At 41.5% G+C, this 16494-nt stretch carries 19 protein-coding genes; 4 read left to right on the forward strand and 15 right to left on the reverse strand.

Annotated elements, in window-relative coordinates:
- Positions 1 to 108 precede the first annotated feature (108 nt).
- The gene (locus MSWHS_RS14925; RefSeq protein WP_048128916.1) at positions 109 to 387 is read left to right on the forward strand and encodes an FAD-binding protein; all 279 of its coding nucleotides are present in this window, start codon (positions 109 to 111) and stop codon (positions 385 to 387) included.
- Positions 377 to 751 (forward strand): hypothetical protein, encoded by a 375-nt coding sequence (locus MSWHS_RS14930; protein WP_052722743.1) that lies wholly within the window; start codon positions 377 to 379, stop codon positions 749 to 751. The genes MSWHS_RS14925 and MSWHS_RS14930 overlap by 11 nt, the downstream gene beginning before the upstream one ends.
- Before the next feature lie 183 nt (positions 752 to 934).
- On the opposite strand, the gene eif1A (MSWHS_RS19605) is transcribed toward MSWHS_RS14930, so the two are convergent.
- The 6 genes from eif1A (MSWHS_RS19605) to MSWHS_RS22450 all read right to left on the reverse strand — a co-directional run bounded on the left by eif1A (MSWHS_RS19605) (position 935) and on the right by MSWHS_RS22450 (position 4443).
- Positions 935 to 1267 carry a translation initiation factor eIF-1A gene (eif1A, locus tag MSWHS_RS19605; protein ID WP_082088137.1) on the reverse strand — a complete coding sequence of 111 codons (333 nt, stop codon included), beginning with the start codon at positions 1265 to 1267 and terminating at the stop codon, positions 935 to 937.
- 297 nt (positions 1268 to 1564) lie between these two features.
- Positions 1565 to 1777, reverse strand: a complete 213-nt coding sequence (locus MSWHS_RS14940; RefSeq protein ID WP_048128914.1) for a CxxC-x17-CxxC domain-containing protein — start codon at positions 1775 to 1777, stop codon at positions 1565 to 1567.
- A gap of 413 nt (positions 1778 to 2190) precedes the next feature.
- Positions 2191 to 2391, reverse strand: coding sequence for a CxxC-x17-CxxC domain-containing protein (locus MSWHS_RS14945; RefSeq protein WP_048128912.1), 201 nt, complete (start codon positions 2389 to 2391; stop codon positions 2191 to 2193).
- 553 nt (positions 2392 to 2944) lie between these two features.
- Positions 2945 to 3268, reverse strand: a complete 324-nt coding sequence (gene eif1A / locus MSWHS_RS19610) for a translation initiation factor eIF-1A (protein ID WP_082088136.1) — start codon at positions 3266 to 3268, stop codon at positions 2945 to 2947.
- Between the two features lie 533 nt (positions 3269 to 3801).
- Complete coding sequence (locus MSWHS_RS14955; protein WP_082088135.1) at positions 3802 to 4017, reverse strand: CxxC-x17-CxxC domain-containing protein; 216 nt, start codon at positions 4015 to 4017, stop codon at positions 3802 to 3804.
- Between the two features lie 312 nt (positions 4018 to 4329).
- Positions 4330 to 4443 carry a CxxC-x17-CxxC domain-containing protein gene (locus MSWHS_RS22450; RefSeq protein ID WP_082088134.1) on the reverse strand — a complete coding sequence of 38 codons (114 nt, stop codon included), beginning with the start codon at positions 4441 to 4443 and terminating at the stop codon, positions 4330 to 4332.
- A gap of 301 nt (positions 4444 to 4744) precedes the next feature.
- On the opposite strand from MSWHS_RS22450, the gene MSWHS_RS14960 reads away from it, so the two are divergent.
- Positions 4745 to 5071: a multidrug efflux SMR transporter gene (locus MSWHS_RS14960; RefSeq protein WP_048128906.1), complete on the forward strand. Its 327-nt coding sequence runs from the start codon at positions 4745 to 4747 to the stop codon at positions 5069 to 5071.
- A 146-nt stretch (positions 5072 to 5217) separates the two neighbouring features.
- Here the strand turns inward: MSWHS_RS14960 and MSWHS_RS14965 are convergent, their stop codons facing one another.
- Complete coding sequence (locus tag MSWHS_RS14965; RefSeq protein WP_048128905.1) at positions 5218 to 5901, reverse strand: class I SAM-dependent methyltransferase; 684 nt, start codon at positions 5899 to 5901, stop codon at positions 5218 to 5220.
- An 899-nt stretch (positions 5902 to 6800) separates the two neighbouring features.
- On the opposite strand from MSWHS_RS14965, the gene MSWHS_RS14970 reads away from it, so the two are divergent.
- The gene (locus MSWHS_RS14970; protein ID WP_052722744.1) at positions 6801 to 8759 is read left to right on the forward strand and encodes a serine hydrolase; all 1959 of its coding nucleotides are present in this window, start codon (positions 6801 to 6803) and stop codon (positions 8757 to 8759) included.
- A 161-nt stretch (positions 8760 to 8920) separates the two neighbouring features.
- Here the strand turns inward: MSWHS_RS14970 and MSWHS_RS14975 are convergent, their stop codons facing one another.
- The 8 genes from MSWHS_RS14975 to MSWHS_RS15010 all read right to left on the reverse strand — a co-directional run bounded on the left by MSWHS_RS14975 (position 8921) and on the right by MSWHS_RS15010 (position 16377).
- A complete protein-coding gene (locus MSWHS_RS14975) occupies positions 8921 to 9730 on the reverse strand; it encodes a DUF6544 family protein (RefSeq protein ID WP_048128904.1) in 810 nt (269 codons plus the stop codon).
- Positions 9731 to 9897: 167 nt separating this feature from the next.
- Positions 9898 to 10107 (reverse strand): YwbE family protein, encoded by a 210-nt coding sequence (locus MSWHS_RS14980; protein WP_048130515.1) that lies wholly within the window; start codon positions 10105 to 10107, stop codon positions 9898 to 9900.
- A 58-nt stretch (positions 10108 to 10165) separates the two neighbouring features.
- Positions 10166 to 10417, reverse strand: a complete 252-nt coding sequence (locus MSWHS_RS14985) for a hypothetical protein (RefSeq protein ID WP_048159661.1) — start codon at positions 10415 to 10417, stop codon at positions 10166 to 10168.
- A gap of 188 nt (positions 10418 to 10605) precedes the next feature.
- The gene (locus MSWHS_RS14990) at positions 10606 to 13533 is read right to left on the reverse strand and encodes a heavy metal translocating P-type ATPase (protein ID WP_048128902.1); all 2928 of its coding nucleotides are present in this window, start codon (positions 13531 to 13533) and stop codon (positions 10606 to 10608) included.
- A gap of 42 nt (positions 13534 to 13575) precedes the next feature.
- Positions 13576 to 13803, reverse strand: coding sequence for a heavy-metal-associated domain-containing protein (locus MSWHS_RS14995; RefSeq protein ID WP_048128900.1), 228 nt, complete (start codon positions 13801 to 13803; stop codon positions 13576 to 13578).
- A gap of 153 nt (positions 13804 to 13956) precedes the next feature.
- The gene (locus MSWHS_RS15000) at positions 13957 to 14166 is read right to left on the reverse strand and encodes a heavy-metal-associated domain-containing protein (RefSeq protein ID WP_369798989.1); all 210 of its coding nucleotides are present in this window, start codon (positions 14164 to 14166) and stop codon (positions 13957 to 13959) included.
- A gap of 209 nt (positions 14167 to 14375) precedes the next feature.
- Complete coding sequence (locus MSWHS_RS19620; RefSeq protein WP_082088371.1) at positions 14376 to 14582, reverse strand: heavy-metal-associated domain-containing protein; 207 nt, start codon at positions 14580 to 14582, stop codon at positions 14376 to 14378.
- A 139-nt stretch (positions 14583 to 14721) separates the two neighbouring features.
- Positions 14722 to 16377: an AarF/ABC1/UbiB kinase family protein gene (locus MSWHS_RS15010; RefSeq protein ID WP_048159329.1), complete on the reverse strand. Its 1656-nt coding sequence runs from the start codon at positions 16375 to 16377 to the stop codon at positions 14722 to 14724.
- Positions 16378 to 16494: the final 117 nt, after the last annotated feature.

Consider the following 16494-nt stretch of genomic DNA (forward strand, 5'->3'; position numbering starts at 1 on the left):
CAAAATTTATTAAAATAGATTATTCTTAAGCAGATTTTTTTTTCAAGGGGTTTCAGGTCAATTTTATGCAAACCCATCATTATTAAAATCAAACCCGAGAGGAAATAATTGGAAAATGCAGAAATAAAAGCAGGATATCCTATCAATTTACATGACGTGGTCATAGTTGGAGCCGGACTGACTGGTCTTCGGGCTGCAATTGAGACGGTAAACAGAGGGCTTGATACAGCCATCGTTTTCAGAGTGCGCCTTCTCCGTCCCCATTCCGTAGCAGCTCAGGGAGGGATAAATGCATCCCTCGGGAATGCCTTAGCAGACGATTCTCGAGCTGACCTTAAACCGGCTTCTGACCCCCCTCCCTGTGAAGGAGAAGTTCATGCAGCCTGATGCCGTAAAGGAGCTTGGAAAGTATACAAACTGCATACTCTGTGCTGCGTGTGTGGGTTCCTTCCCAATCTCGAGAAAAGACAATGATTTTTTGGGATCAGCTGTTCTTGCAAAGCTGTATAGATTCCATATTGACCCCCGTAAGGCGGATGATGAATCAAGGCTTATGCTTGCCAACAGTAAATTCGGTTGGTGGGGCTGTGAATTCCATGCCAAATGCAGGGTAGTCTGCTCGAAAGGTGTTTCCCCCATTGAGGGAATCGTGAAGGCTAGAAAAGAAATCAAGGATTTTGGAAAGAAAATGCCTGTTAAGGAAATTGTATTAATGAAAGAAATTTTGAGTAAAGAGGAACTGATGAATTGATCAAAATTGAAAAACTGTTGTAGTATTAATCCGCAGGTTGTTTGTGGGATTTTTAATTATAAGTTTGTAGTTTAATATTGCAATTATTTAAAATATATTGCAATTATTCAAAACCATTGGTTGATTGAAGCTACAGTTAAGGTAGTGCTATGAAAAGTTAATGAAGTATGTTTAAGGTATCTTTTAATTAAGGTACCCTTTTCTTTCAAGCCATTCGATCTGGGGTCTTGTATATTTCCAGGTAACATCGGCTTTTGAATCCTGAACTTCCCAGGGGTTGGCTATGACAACATCGCCTTCTCGGATCCACATTCTCTTTTTTTTGGAACCGGGAATCCTGCCCATTCGGACTACTCCATCCATGCACTGTAGCGTAACTCGTTTTGAGCCAAGTAAACTTGCTACTGTTGCCAGAACTTCGTTTCTGTCCTTACGTGGAGTTCGTACCCTTGTTACTTCCTGGGGACCGTTTCCTGGTCCTACTGGTTTATTAGATCCTGCCTGTCTTTTCCGAATTGTGCTCCTGTAATTAGCCAGATTAATTCCTCCTCTGCTGATTTTTATCTTAATGATTTCAATGCTGAATTGAGTTTACTGTTTTTTATTCCCAATTCCTCTTGTTTTTCCTTCTTTTATGGGTGCCATCAAAGACATTTACTGTTTTGAACAGGTGCAATTAAATTGTTCTGTTTCTGATTTCTGGACGCATTCGTAAAAACAAGAGACGAAAAACAAAGTAAATAAAAAAACGAATAGTGAAAATGAATTGAGTGTTAATTCAATAAAGAAATTAACACTCAATGCAGATAATCATTAGAACTTCCTGTGGTTAGCAAGACAATCTCTGCAGTAAACCGGCCGACCTTCGGTTGGCTTGAATGGAACTTCAGTCTCAACACCGCAGTCAGAACAGGTTACTTTAGTCATTTCTCTGGGACCGCTGTTGCCGCCTCTGAAACCACCATTTCCACCACGGTTGCCGTCTCTGCCACCCCGGTAAGAATTTCCTCTGTCATTAAAACCCATTTTTGTTTCACCTCCGCTTATAGCGGGTATCTATAGAGTAAAAACAAGATTGTATAAAATTTATTGATTAAAAACAAAAAAAATGGTTTTTAATAACAATTATACGTCTCTTAATTTTCAACTACTCCTACATAGTATTTCAATTATATAAATTTACCTATCAAAAAATCGATTAACAGGAATAAAATCAGACAGGAACAAAATTAGCTCAAAAAAAAGATATAGCAGGTGATAGGAGACGTTTTTTGATTAAAAGAGAGTCTCAAAGAAAGCTCAAAACTGTAGCAAATGATATGTGTAAAGCAGAATCATTAAATAAAATACATTATAAAAATAAGTGGTCCGTTTTACCCGTCCAAGCTAAGCAAAACGGACAGAATCTGTCAAGTGAAATTTTTCGAATGAATTCGAAATTAGTAGCGGTTCTCTCTGGGCTTCCTGTGGTTAGGAAGGCAGTCTCTGCAGTAAACCGGTCTGTCGGGATCAGGTTTGAAAGGGACCTGAGTTTCAGCGCCGCAGTCGGAACAGATTGCGTTGTGCATTTCCTTTGGGGCTCCGAAACCTCCCCGGTTGCTGTCTCTTCCCCGGAAGGAGTTTCTGTCATTAAAAGCCATTTTCTTTTCACCTCCGTTTACAACGGATAGTCATTTGCTTAAAAATAAGATTGTATAGAGCTCTTTGATTAAAAACAGAAATTAGTTTTTAATAACAGATTATACGTCTCTTTATTTTTAACGTTCATACTATACAGTCAAATTATATAAATTTTACTCATAATAATGGAAAAAAATCATAAGAATGTCTTTCATCTGAAGTTGCCTGCTTTTAACCCCAATTTTTTAAACTATAAACCCAATCTTTCACTCAATTTCTCTTTTCAGTTAGTACAGAAAACCCATACATAGACCACCCTCCAACCATCGGCACCATATCTGTTGGGATCTTCTGTAGTACTCTTCCCATTTTAAGAAAGGATAAAACAGGATTACTGAAAAGAGCAGAAAACTTTTAAAATTGTTCTGGAGCTGATCCCAAAATCTATTTTATTGTCAATATTAAAGAATTATTGAAAAGAGGAATGAGAGGTTTAACCTTGGCACTGGTTAAAACCAAATAGTATCGAAAGAGTTCTTTTTTGTGAATTGAGTCTTATAATTCATCAGGAAGTTATTTAAGGTAGCCTTTGCGCTCAAGCCACTCTATCTGCGGCCTTGTGTATTTCCATATGACATCGGCTTTGGAATCCTGAATTTCCCATGGAGTGGCAATTACGACATCACCTTCACGAATCCACATCTTCTTGTTCTTGGATCCAGGGATTCGGCCCATTCGGACAACGCCGTCCATGCACTGTAAGTTAACCCTCTTTGAACCTAAGAGGCTTCCTACCGTTGCCAGGACTTCATGATTTTCTTTGCGCGGTGTGCGTACCCTTGTTACTTCCTGAGTAGTTGGGGCGGCAGTTCCAGTTCCTGCTTTTCTTTTCCTTATATTGCTTCTATAGTTTGCCAGGTTGATTCCTCGTTGTATTATTACTTTTGAGTTGGTTTAATTACCATTTTTTTATCAGATCATATTTTTTCGAATTTTCTGTGTAACAATTTCTATAGATATTTTGGTGTGAAGGTTCATAAATGGATAGGAATTAAAAAACCTCTGAAAAATCAGAATCTCCGAAAATTCGAAACTAAGGAAATTCCCCCATATTTAAGGCTGGTTCAGTCATTGCAGAACCAATTGATTGGGTATTTGCTTCAAAATCTTTCAGAATAATTCCACATCCTTCTAAATAAATTTTAACTATGCTAACTAAATATTAACTAAGATGTAATTAATGGTGGTTTATAAATTAATAGTGGTTTATAAATTAATGATGGTTTATATTATAACTCAATAAATAAGTTTATGTAGATATATGAGTTCCAATGCCTTTACCCATAAAAGGTAAAAAACACAGAATAAAAAGTGGAGTAAGTGTTGATCTAATAAATTACAGAGCAACACTTTACATAAGAACTTTGAATTTAGAACTTCCTATGGTTAGGAAGGCAGTCTCTACAGTAAACCGGCCGCCCTTCAGTTGGTTTGAAAGGAACTTCAGTCTCGACACCGCAGTCAGAACAGATAACCTTGTGCATTTCTCTGGGACCACTGTTGCCGCCTCTGAAACCACCACTTCCACCACGGTTGCTGTCTCTGCTGCCACCCCGGTAAGAATTTCCTCTGTCATTAAAACCCAATTTTGTTTCACCTCCACTTATAGCGGATACACATATTTCATAAAAATATGATAAGATATAATTTATTATTTAAAAACAAAAGAGGGAGTTTTTAATAACAGATTATGTCTCATTATTTTTACTAATTGTAAAAACCTCTTATGTTATATAAGATTAATCCACATGAGATAAAATATATATAAAAATGTCTCCCTCAAAGATAAAGGACAAGAGTAACGAATCAGACGAAGAATAAATGTAGATTTGGAAACCTTTTTGCCAGATGATTTCCATTGATAAGATTAAAAATCAAAAAATTCAGAATTTCTGGAATTAAAACTTCCTGTTTTTTAGGAGACAGTCCCTGCAGCAAACCGGCTTTCTTTCAGTTGGTCTGAATGGAACCTGGGTCTCAACGCCACAATCAGAACACACCGCTGGATACATTTCTCTGGGGCCGCTGTTGCCACCTCGTAACCACCACTTTCACCCCGGTTGTTGTCTTTGCTTTCACGGTTGCTGTGTTTACTTCCACCCCGGTAAGAATTTCCCCTGTCATTAAAACTTACTCTTGTTTCACTTCCGCTTTTTGAAATTCCAGTGTACTTTCAAAAGAACGGCCTCTGATACATGATTATAAATAGATAAACTTGATACATAGATAAACCTGACCACATGTTAAAGTAAGTAGACGGATGATGTAATGAACCAGGGAACTGATTAATAAATAGAAGGAAAATGTCTATTAATGAACTATTATTACCTGCTGTTACTGGCAATAGCATTTGAAGTATGCGGGACCATCTGCATGAAATTATCCGAGGGCTTTACAAAACTGCCCCCTTCAGTTTTGATTTTCGTGTTCTATGCGATCAGTTTCTTTTTCTTTACTCTTGCCCTTAAAGGAATAGATGTGAGCATTGCATATGCAATATGGGCCGGGCTTGGGACTGCTCTTATTACCATAGCCGGAATTTTCTATTTCAGGGAACCTACCACTGCCCTCAAGATAATTTCTCTTGTCGTTGTAATTGCAGGAGTTATCGGGCTTCACCTGAGTGATAGAGTCACATAATTGACCTGGAGTCACATAATTAACCTGGAGTCACATAATTAACTTGAATTCCAGGATTAATCTGCTTAAAATGGGTTTGTGAAAGCCGAAGCCAGAGCTTTGAGGTTTTTCAGTACCTGGTTGAAAGAATGCCAGTAGTCAGTGGTTCAAAGCTTTTTAGCCACAACTATAAATCCATTAATTTTGTTACCTGTCTTGGTTTTAAGCTCTTCAACCCTGAAATAGTCAATCTCAAACCCGCAGTCTACAAGCAGAAACACCAGCTCTTTTTCGGAGAAATGGTGTGCAATAAATTCAACCTCTCCGGTTTCAGGGTTAAGGGCAAGGAAAGAACCTTCTTCTTTTGTAACCGGGAAATCTTCAAGGTAGCGCTTTCTGTAAGGCTCGAGGTGCCAGTTCTGTCCGAATTCCGCAAGGTAAAGGTAACTCTCAGGCTTCAGGACTCGGAAAGCTTCCTGGATTATCCTGACCCTCTCCTGCGGATCCGGCACAGAGGTCAAAAAAGCCTGCATGATTGCAAAATTGAAACTTGACTCACGGAAAGGAAGAGCAGAAGCATTTCCAACTTTAAATTCAGCTCTCCCTTCTGTCTTTCTATCCAGCTCCAGGCTTTTTGCAGCAGCTTCTGAAAGCTTGACCACTTCAGTGTTTATATCTATCCCCATTACCGAATATCCCAGGGAAGCAAGTTCAAGGCTGATTTTTCCAAAACCGCATCCGATATCAAGAATTTTATGGCTTTTCTGCAAATAACTGTGAATTACGGGGTAAAGTTCAAGGCTTGAGGGTATTTTCCTTCCGGGAACCGTTTCCCAATATGATTTAGGCATAGAGGACCAGATACAGGTAAAGGATAAAGAACATTTTGAAACCCATAAAATACTCTCAGATTTCAGCCTCATGGAGGATAGGGAACAAAAGGATATAAAAGAATAAAAAGGGGGTAGATAAATAATTTGGAAATCAATTAAACAATAAAGATATTTCAGGCAACCCCTGAATCCGCCCTACAGGCGTCGCCTGAAAAATGCTTATTGCTAAGGGTTAACCCCGTTAATACGGACTTTGACACCGCCTCAGTACCGATTCATTCAGGGTTTTTATCCCGCAGTGGCCCTGTGACAACCTGTCCAGGTGCAAGATATTATTTCACGGGATAACTCAGTGGCTTCTGTTGCAAGGTTCCGGAAGGAATCGGATCGTTGACATCAATGTGGATGCAACAGATGCCACCGTTTCAGGTTGGAAATGCCCTTAACATTCAGGTTTCTCTCAATGTTTTTGGAATACTTACTTTTTGGAGATTAGTTCCGTTCTGTTTTTTGAGACCTTTACTTCTTCTCATTTCTAAAGACCTTTATTCCTTCACTTTCCTAAAGATCTTTTAATCCCCCTGATTGTTTCAAAACTTATAGTTTTGTTTTGCCTTGAAAACAATTTGGGTTAGAATTCCATATGTAAAATTAGAATATAAGTATACTTTTTGTAATAGTTATGTTACCTGGAATAATTGATGCTTTTAAAACTTGATAATACTTTATTTTCCTTGATAAAAGATCTGCATAATCCATATCCACTAAAAAGCATATTTAACCCCCCTATGAAACATAACAGATCCATGTCAAAGGAAAAGCCTTTATTGATCCTTTATTGAATAAATCAATATCGAAATTCTCAAAATTCTGGAAGAGAAATACTATAAAGCACAGAACCAGTATAATATTCAGGGATGAAATCGGAGTCGGGAAGAAACGCATACATCTTTATCCTTGATCTGGTAGTTATTTTCCTGACTCTCAGTGCAGCATCTGCTTCTCCTATAAATTCAGTTATTACCTCAAACGCCAGTGGCCCCACAGATTCAGGAGAGATAAAGGTCTTTATGGATGGGGCTGTAAATACACAGCTCAAGACCAATAATGTTTCCGGAGCAACTGTAGCTGTGGTCAAAGACGGCCAGGTTATTTTTGCCAAAGGATACGGTTATGCCGATATTGATAAACGCCAGCCAGTCTCTGGCAATCAAACTCTCTTCCGTGTAGGTTCTGTCAGCAAACTCTTCATATGGACGGCAGTAATGCAACTTGCTGAACAGGGAAAGCTTGACCTTGATGCCGATGTAAACATATATCTCAAGGATTTCCAGGTCCCTGCCACCTATTCCAGGCCTATTACCCTCAAGGACCTTATGTCCCATACATCGGGCTTCGAGGATTTAGCTCTCGATGGACGCTTTTTTGTGCGCAGTTCAACTGACCTTATGCCGCTTGGTGAGTACCTGGAAAAGGAAATGCCTGCTCGAGTGCGACCTCCTGGAGAACTAACTGCCTATTCGAACTACGGATCTGCTCTGGCCGCATATATTGTTGAGCAGGTATCAGGAATGCCTTTTGAGAGGTATGTAGAAGAGAATATCCTTATTCCGCTGGACATGAACAATACGACATTCGACCAGCCCCTGCCAGCCAGGCTGGCTTCGAATATGTCCAATGGATATGTCTATTCGAATAATGTTTACACAGCAAAGCCTTTTGAATACGTGCAGGTCTGGCCGGCAGGCTCTATGAGTTCCACATCTGAGGATATGGCGAAATTCATGATTGCTCATCTTCAAAACGGAAAGTATGGTGATAACCGTATACTGCAGGAAGCTACAGCACGGCAAATGCATAGCCGCCTCTTCACAAACGACCCCAGGGTTAACGGTGTAACTTATGGATTCTGGGAGATAAATCAGGAAAATCCGAGAGTTATAGGGCATGGAGGCGACACTATATTGTTCCACACCCAGCTGGTGCTGATACCCGAAAGCCAGCTTGGCCTTTTTATCTCCTGCAGCGAACAGGATAGCGAAACAGCAGTTGATGAGCTACTTCAGGCTTTTATGGATCATTACTATCCTGTGCCGTCTTCCAAGGCACCTGAACCCATCTCCGGCTTTGAAAAGAATGCAAGCCTTTTTGCTGGCAGCTATCGCCCAACAAGGAGCGCCTACAGTAACTTTGAAAAATTAACCTCTCTTTCCCATAGGATACGGGTATCTTCGGGCACGAACAGCACTCTCATAATTTCTCAGCTCATAGGGGGGTCAGAAAAATGGGTAGAAGTAGAATCAATGACTTTCAGTCAGGCTGATGCGCTCTCTTCCCAGAACGCCCTGGTCTTTGGCAAAGACAGCCAGGGTCATATCAATTATATCTTCATGAAACTGGATCCCACGACAGCCTATGAAAAAGTGCCCTGGAACGATGATATCAGTATTAACCTTTCCCTTCTGGGAGGTTGCATTCTCCTTTTCTTATCGACGTCCATCTGGCCGATAAGCTTTATCATCAAGTGCTTCCCCTCAAAGCCCAAAAAACCTAAACCTTCCAGCACCGCCAGATTGTTTGCAGGCGGAGCCAGCATGATTAACCTTCTGTTCCTGACAGGGTTAATATTCCTTTTCCTGGCTAGACCGGCAGATGTAGATTTTATATACTCTGTCTCGAACTTCCTGATAGTCCTGCTGGCAATCGCCCTGATAGCTGCGATTCTAGCGCTGGGATCTGTTGTATTTGTAGCCCTGGCATGGAAAAATAGTTACTGGAGTTTTTCCGGAAGAATTCATTACAGTCTGGTGGTCCTGGCTCTGCTGGCGTTTGTCTGGTGGCTGAATAACTGGAATCTGCTCGGGTTCAAATTATGATTTGATCTCTTACCGATGAGAATTCGATTAAATGAAGCGAAGCCACATCGTCTCAATGCCCAAGATCGATGAAAACAGCTGGAAAAAATACGAAAAACTGGTAAAGCAAAATGTAATGTCTAAGATTAAAAAAGGATGACCCGAGGGTTGCCTTTGATTCTTCAATATGGCTCATCCGGGTCGTATTTTAAATCAGTTATGGTTAAATCAATATATTCCAGATCACCTTCTTTTAAATTCCAGACCCCTGCCCCTTTTAGAGGGAGTTTCAGTCCTTCAAATTCCCCATATTCTCGAAATGGAGTGGACCAATTTTCAAATTCAAATATATTGTTGCCCATATCTCGATAACGTGGAGCTATAAAGTTTGTCACTTTCCCTTCGTCGTCAAAATACATTGTCGCTGTTACACTTTTGCCTATATCCTTCAACGTCACTCTCGCTGAATTAGCATCAATAGATTCAAAAGAAACATTCTTTCCCAAAAAAGCCGATGGGAACCACATCATCTCGTTAAGATAACGCATCATTGCTCCCTGGTCCATTTCTTTACCTACAGAATTTGCAATTGTGAATAATGAAACCGCCTTCACCAGGAGATTGCCTTTGCCCTCCAGATAATAATCTCTCACTCGCATCAGTGGCAAACCAAAAAATTTCATATATGCAATCCACACAAAACCAGGTGGACTTACGGAATAATATTCTTTAGCCTCAAAGTTCATCCACGGTTGTTTGGTGTCTTTTCGAATTTTACCTACTTGCTTAAGACGTACAGTTTGAACAATCGGTTTGCCAACCACCCCGGTGTACACAAGATATTTTTTTACTGGATCTGGCAGTTTATGCAACATATCTTCAGTAACAGTAACCTGTTTTTGTTCCTGATGTTGCGTAAATATTTTTTCGATCTCCTTTCTAAGCTTCGACAAGGCAACAAAAAATATGGTTGAGGCAATAACTTTTAGCATATTTTACCTCCCATTTGCATTTTTTCCACTGAGTGAATTGGCGGTTTATGTAACTAAGGGGCACTACCAGGCTTTTTAACTGATTTTTGGGATTAAATCAATGAGCCTGTTTGTGAAAATAGTTAAGTACAGTAAAAAAAAGTGCATAAATTATTTTGCGGAGGCCCTCATTCTTCAGCTTTTGAGTAAATTTCCTTAACTCTCCCGACCTGCCCATCCGTTAATTGAACTTTTATCCCATGTGGATGAGTTGAAGAATTGGTTAAAATTCTCTTTACAACGCCCTGGGTAATTTTTCCGGTTCTCTGGTCCTGTTTTAAGACAATGCCTACTTTTAGTCCTTCTTTGATATTTGCTCTGATACTGCCGTTGTTCATGGCAGAAGGTAAATTCATTCTTATATAAATCAGTACGTTTTTAAAAAATTGAAATTCATTACTTATTTTTTTCTCTACTTTCAAGCCAGTCAATTACCCTGGGCCAGAGAGATAGGGATATTATCATGGTGATCACTAGAACAAAGATAGAACCCGCAGCAATATCTGTCTGAGTGTAGGATGCTTCTCCCCGGTACATGTTGGTTAACAAAGTCCCAAGCAGAAAGAGGTTCATCAGCACCAGCGAGGTGGCAATACTTGAGAGAAACACGAGTCTGGTTCTTTTGTCTTTGGATCCGAATTTTACCATAGAATTCACCATCAGCAACTGAGTGTTCGGAATTCCCGAAAACTTAACCTTCAGCCGGTTTATCGGAAGAATATTTAAAATAAACACGCATGAAAGTTCATTTTGAAACTTCATGCATGTGTTTTCCGGCTTTTCTTTTATTCAAATCTGCCCTAATTTATTCAGCTTAAAAAATATCTGCCCTGAACTTATTTAATCCTGCTTCTTTTCATCAGCAGGGAATTGGTTGTTACGGAAACCGAACTCAATGCCATGAAAGCGGCAGCAAGTTCCGGCGTAATCAGAATCCGGTGAAAAACTGGATACAGGATCCCTGCTGCAATAGGAATTCCCAGCATATTGTATCCGAAGGCCCATGCCAGATTTTGCTTGATCTTATTAATGGTAAGCCGGCTAAGTTTAAGCGCTGCGACAACGTCTCTCGGGTCATTTTTTATAAGCACTATTTTTGCCGATTCCATTGCCACATCCGTACCTGCCCCCATAGCAATTCCTACATCGGACTGAATAAGAGCAGGAGCATCATTTATACCGTCTCCTACCATGCCGACAAGTTTGCCTTCTTTCTGGAGCTTTTTGATTTCGTTTGCCTTGTCTTCAGGCAGAACCTCGGCAAGCACTCTCGGGATTCCGACTTCAGTTGCAATTGCCCCGGCTGTGATTGCGTTGTCTCCGGTTATCATAACTACTTCGATGCCCATTTTTATAAGGGTCTCTACAGCTTCTTTAGAGTTCTCCTTCAGGGTGTCGGCAACTGCAACAAGCCCTATGGCTTCGCCCTCGAAAGCTACAAGCATTGCAGTTTTCCCCTGCTCTTCAAATTTAAGCATCTCAGCTTCCAGTCCCTCAAAAGGAATCGAGTTTTCTTCCATAAGCTTGCGGGTCCCGAGCAGAATTTTTTTGACTTCAAGATAGGCTTCGATTCCTTTTCCGGGAATTGAACGGAAGTTTTTTGTTTCGGGAAGACTGATTTTTCTTTCGTTTGCACCTCTTACTATTGCCTCTCCCAGTGGATGCTCGGATCCTTTTTCAGCCGCTGCGGCAATAAAAAGCACTTCATTTTCCTCGTGGCCGGAGACTGCAAATACGTTTGTAAGTTTCGGAGTACCTTCAGTAAGGGTCCCTGTTTTGTCAAACACGATTGTATTAAGTTTATGAGCCTGCTCGAGGGCTTCCCCACCTTTGATCAGAATCCCGTTTTCCGCACCTTTGCCGGTCCCGACCATAATGGCTGCAGGGGTTGCCAGCCCAACCGCACAGGGGCAGGAGATTACAAGGACGGTGATGGCTATGAGGAGGGAAAAAAGGAAGGGACTTATTCCTCCAAGAGCTGCAGATACCCCTACCCCGTAACGCCAGTAGCCGATGAAAAACCAGAAGGAAAAAGCCAGAAGAGCAACAATATGCACGGCTACGATGAAGTTGCCGGCAAAAACATCTGCGACCCTCTGGATTGGAGCCTTGTTTGTCTGGGCTGCTTCTACAAGCCTGATTATCTGAGCAAGGGCGGTATCGGCTCCAACCTTTGTAGCCCTGAACCTGAAAGACCCTGTCTTGTTAAGGGTAGCCCCTATAACCGTGTCTCCTGCGCCTTTCTCAACCGGGATGCTCTCGCCAGTAATCATGGATTCGTCTATTGCAGAGCTTCCTTCAACAACAACCCCGTCAACAGGTATCTTTTCTCCGGGGCGGACCACAACAATATCCCCAACAACTACCTCTTCAACAGGGACCTCTTTTTCCACGCCGTCTACAAGGATCCTTGAGGTTTTTGCCCTTAATCCCATCAATTTTCGGATGGCTTCCGAGGTTTTACCCCTTGCCCTGGCTTCGAGGTACCTGCCAAAAACGATGAAAATTATCAGGAAAGCAACTGTGTCATAGTAGAGGGAGTTATATCCCGGGCCCAGGTCAAGGAAAGTTGCTGCTACACTGATAAAATAAGCTGATCCGGTCCCTGCAGCAATCAGCAGGTTCATATCGGTTACGCCATGCTTGAAACCTTTGAAAGTCCCAACAAAAAACTGCCTTCCTGGAAAGAGCAGGACAAGGGTAGACATTACAAAAAGTACAATGGGATTAGAAAAGATTGAGGGCACAAACGAGAGGAAGGGAAACATCATGCTCATGTTTCCAAGAGAGATGGGAATGCCCAGTAAAAGAGCAACGATTAGATTATTTTCCTGTTTTCGGATCTCAGTGTCCCTTGAAATCTGTTCTCTGTCCTCATACTCCACAGTTTCAGAATGGACTGAGGCTCCATACCCGATTCCCTGAACTGCAGCAATAATTTTCCTGACAGAGATGCGGGAGGAGTCAAATTCCACAAAGGCTTTTTCAAGCGGAAAATTCACGGAAACCGAGATTACGCCGTCGGTTTTATTGAGGATCTTCTCAATGTTTGCAGCACAGGAGGCGCAGCTCATGCCCTGGAGGTTCAGGGCCACTTTGTCTTTTTCGACTTTATATCCTATGGATTCGATAGCCTCTTCAATTTCCTGAGGAGAGATCAGGGAAGGTTCAAAGCTGACCTTTGCCCTGCCAAGTTCCAGATTAACAGCTACGGAGTCCACACCCTTCTTTTTTTTTAAAATTTTTTCAATATTCAGGGCGCATGCCGAGCAGGTCATCCCGGAAACTCCAAGGGTGATCTCTTTTGAACCTGTTTTCGGGCCTGATTGGTAGGATGTTTCTTTTTCTGCTTCGTCTGCAAGGGCGCATGCTTCGGTAAGGGGACATGTCTGAAATGCTCCTGAGATTTCTTCTCCCGCCCCCTCATCTGCTCTCCCTACCACATCCGTTTCCGTCCCTTCCAAAACCCTATCGACAGCTTCTGGAATCGACCTTGCAGGTACATCTTTCCTGGCAGGTTCGAGAATTTCTGCCCGGGCCTCCTCTTCAGTTTCTGCTTCGCGTTCTGTAGAATACCCGGCCTTTAGGACAGCCTCCTTAATATCATCAGGGCTTACTTTTTCAGGATCAAAAATAACAGTTGCACTTTCGGTTTCAAGATTAACATCTACAGACTCCACACCCTCAATACCAGAAAGAGCTTCCGCTACTCTTTTCTGGCAATGACCGCAGGTCATGCCATAAACACCTATCGTAACTTCCATCGGATACGCCGCCGATCCAAATTTTTCAGACTTACTGATCGCTTAAAAAGCGTTAAAAGACTCTATGATATTTTTATAACCCGCTTCTTGAAGAGTCATCCTTATGACATGTGCATCGGTTATCCGGCTGTCATAGGTTACATTTACCGTCCTTTTAGGGACGTTTACGTTTACACGGGAAACCCCATTAATAGAGGTAATGAGCGTGGTAACCATGTCTTTGCAATACCTGCAAATCAGATCATCTACTACAAGTGTTGTCTCCCTGATGTTTTCACCCCCGAATCATCACCTGCTTTAAAACAGGCGCTTTACCCATATTATAAAAATCTGTACCTTTTACTATATAATTAATTCCTCGTGAACAATAAATAAAGTCTCTTGAGACTCTATTTTGAAGACTATTAAACGCCTTATTCCAATTCAGGAAGGCTCATACCCGTTTTCCTGAACTACAGCCTTTATTTTCTTTACGTCAGTCTTTCCTTCGTCGAATTCGACAACCGCCTGTTTGTTCTCAAGGCTCACGTCTACTTTCTTTACGCCTTCCAAACCTTCAATTGCCTTTTTAACTCTCATAACGCAGTGTCCGCAGGACATGCCTTCAACTTTTATGGTTTCCTTAGTTATGATTTCTACCTCCGTCTAATTTTTACTGAACGAGTTAACATAGTAATTTAATGGAATACTGCATGATTGAACAGATATATGATGTCCGGTCTACTGCAAAATTCTTTGCTGTCCGCGGAACCGGATTGGCAGGGAAAAGTAGTACCTGTACTTGTAAATTAGAGTCTGTGTAAGCGACTGAAGTGAAAGTCGGGAAAAGGAAATACCGATTTTCAAAGGGGCTCATATCCTGCTTCCCGAACAGCCGCCTTAATTGTTTCCAGGTCTGTCACGGACTCTTCAAAATTTACAACTGCTTCTCTTTTCTCCAGGTTTACATCCACTTCTACTACGCCCTTAACGGAAGTAATAGCTCTTCCCACTCTTACAACGCAGTGATTGCATGTCATTCCTTCGATTTTTAAGGTTTTTTCTACCAGAAACTAACCCCCCATTGCTGAATCCTTAATTTTTAATTTTTACATTTATTTTACTTGTTTTTACATTTATTTTACTTGTTTTTATTACATTATTTTATATTTTCATTTATTAGAGCTTTTGTATCAGGTGAGGGTCATCTCAGTTTCTTCGAATTACAGAAAGAAGTGCTATCAGGATCGTCCCCATAAACCCGACCAATCCAACCCACGAGAACGCATCTCCATATAACAGGATATAAGTCGAGACTACGAGCAGGACAGCGAGGTAAAACTCCTTTGAGAAAACACTGCGTTTGTTTTCTTTTTGCTTTCCTTCAAGGAACCTGTCCCCCATGTATTCCATTTTTTCGGCAACCTCCCTGATAGCAGCTCTTAACTCAGCTTTTTCATCCGGGGGCTCTGCGGAAAATTCAATATGAAGGGCAGCTCCCTTTGGGATGTTGAGTTTCTTGTAGGCATCCATAAGGACCGGAATTGCAATGGTTTTAATATTGTACCGCGGGTCAAGTTCAAGGCAGACCCCTTCGATAAGCAGGATCGCCCTCTGCAGGGTTGAAAATTCCCCGGGAAGCCGGATATCATACTTCAGGCCGAGTTTTGCGTAGTTGTCACTCTGCCTGCCTTCAAGCCCGTAATTCTGGTTTGCAATAAGGTCGTCCATGTCTTTCCTGAGCCTGCGGACATCCACGTCTCTTGCATCCACACCCCCGATTTTAAGGAAAGCCTGGGTTGCCCCTTCCACGTCCCTGTTATTGATAGAGTAGTAAAACTCAAGCATGTTCTTTTGAAGTTCATCATCGATACTGCCCACAGCCCCGAAATCAATGAAGGCAACAGTATCGTTTTCCTCGACCAGCATATTTCCCCCGTGGGGGTCTGCATGGTAAAAACCGTCGATATAGACCTGTTTCAGGTAGCTCTTGGTAATAGTGCGCGTATATTCCGATTTTTTGCTTTGAGGCACAGGCATATCAATGAGGTCCTTGACCTGGGTACCCTGAATAAATTCCATTGTAAGGATATTGGCAGAACAGTAATCCGGATAAATTTTAGGTACAGCAACATTTTTCACATTCTTAAAATTATCATCAAAACGCCGCATGTTAACGGCTTCAATCCTTAGGTCAACTTCCCGGGTAAGCATTTCCCGGATCTCCAGTAAAAAAGCATCGATATCGAATTTCTTTCCTACCCTGAGTACTTTTTTCATCACAGGCTTGAAATCGTCCAGGATAGAAAGGTCGATATTAATAGTATCAATGAGGTTCGGGCGTAGAATCTTTACAGCCACGGGTTTGCTATCAAGAACCCCTTTATAGACCTGAGCAATGGACCCGCAGGCAATTGGTTCAGGGTCAAAGCTGTCAAAAATCTCAATAAAGGCTTTTGCTCTTCTTTTTCTTTCCGCCTTCAGTTCATCTTCACTTTTTTTCCGGTTCCGGCCCTCACGCGTCTGGTACTCACATATGCAGGCAAGGTCGAGAGATTCAGCCATTTCCTCAAAAGGCACAGGTTTAACCTTATCCTGCAAATTCGACATCTCAATAACATAAGGCTGGGGCACGAGATCAGGCCGCTTGCTCATGGTCTGCCCCATTTTGATAAAAGTAGGCCCGAGATCTTCGAAAGCCTGCCTGAGTTTTACCGCCGTCTGCCTGTTCTCAACATCAAAATCACAGGTACAATCAGGATTTGAAATATAATTGGTACGCAGATCCCGGTAGAGTTCCGGAATAAGGTTGTACTTTAAAAGGACCCTTGTAACCTCAAGATAACGCTTTGTTTTCCCCAGCATCCACTATGGATTAGTCATTATTGTTTAATAGAGTTTCTTGGAATATACTTTGGAACATACTTTTGAGCATACTTTGAAACGTACCTTTCTTTGCTTTTGAAAAGCTGGATAAAATAA

This window comes from Methanosarcina sp. WWM596 (assembly GCF_000969965.1).
Taxonomy (GTDB): domain Archaea; phylum Halobacteriota; class Methanosarcinia; order Methanosarcinales; family Methanosarcinaceae; genus Methanosarcina.